Here is a 1270-nt window from a genome sequence, read left to right on the forward strand (position 1 = left end):
TGACAGTGAGGATGTCTGCGGCGCCATCGGGCGCGGTCTGACCCTGAGTGCTGACCGACGCCTGGCTGTCTTGGCTGAGATCTGTCGGCCGTGCCCGGTGGCGTCTGTGCGCACGTCCGGACGGGTGGCCGTGACCTCATAGGAGCCTGTGCGAGAGGCGCCCATCACTGTCTTGTCCGACCGGCCCGCCCGGACGCGCGTCGCCATCACCGGTGCGAGCGGGAGACGACATGACGAGCATGACGAGCACCCGGCGGGTTGTCACCGTCGGCGTGGACACCCACAGCGACGTGCACCACGCCGCGGTGATCGACGAGGTCGGCCGGCCGCTGGCCGATGCCGGCTTCCCGGCCACACCCGACGGCTACCGCCAGCTGCTGGCCTGGGCCGGGACGCACGGGGAGATCAATGCGTTCGGGGTGGAGGGCACCGGCGCCTACGGCGCGGGCCTGGCCCGGCATCTGCAGACGACCGGTCAGACGGTGATCGAGGTGGACCGGCCCGATCGCAAGACCCGCCGGCAACGCGGCAAGAGCGATCCGATCGACGCCTACGCCGCCGCGGCCGCGGTGCTCTCCGGCGCCGCGGCCGGCACGCCGAAGACCCGCGACGGCCGGGTGGAGGCCATCCGCACCCTGCGAGTCGCCCGGCGCAGCGCGATCAAGGGCCGCACCCAGGCGATCAACCAGCTCAAGGCAGTGGTACTCACCGGACCGGCCAAGCTGCGCCAGGCCCTGGCCGGGCAGAGCACTCGCCAACTGCTGACCACCTGCCGGCGGCTGCGCTCGACCGAGCACCTGACCGAGGCAGCCGATCCGATCACCGCCGCCGCCAAGCTCACGATGCGCCGGCTGGCCCGGCGCATCGCCGCCCTGAGCGAGGAGATCGACGAGCTCGACGCCGAACTGCGCCCGCTGGTCACGGCCACCGCACCGGCGTTGATGGCGGTCTACGGCGTGGGCGCCGAGGTCGCCGCCCAATTGCTGGTCACCGCCGGGGACAACTCCGACCGGCTGCGTTCCGAGGCCGCCTTCGCCCAGCTCTGCGGCACCGCACCGCTCCCGGCCAGCAGTGGCCGCACCACCCGGCATCGCCTCAACCGCGGCGGCGACCGGCACGCCAACTTCGCCCTGCACATCATCGCCCTGGTCCGGCTCTCGTCTCACCAGCCGACCCAGGACTACGCCGCCCGCCGACGAGCCGAAGGCCTGAGCAACCTCGAGATCATCCGCTGCCTCAAGCGCTACATCGCCCGCGAGATCCACCACGT

General features: G+C 72.2%; 1 protein-coding gene. It reads left to right on the forward strand.

The window, feature by feature from the left end:
* Positions 1 to 230 precede the first annotated feature (230 nt).
* On the forward strand, positions 231 to 1270 hold a 1040-nt coding region (locus LY71_RS23010; RefSeq protein ID WP_106282248.1), incomplete at its 3' end, for an IS110 family RNA-guided transposase.

The sequence above is a fragment of the Geodermatophilus tzadiensis genome, from assembly GCF_003002915.1.
In the GTDB taxonomy this organism is placed as follows: Bacteria; Actinomycetota; Actinomycetes; order Mycobacteriales; family Geodermatophilaceae; genus Geodermatophilus; species Geodermatophilus tzadiensis.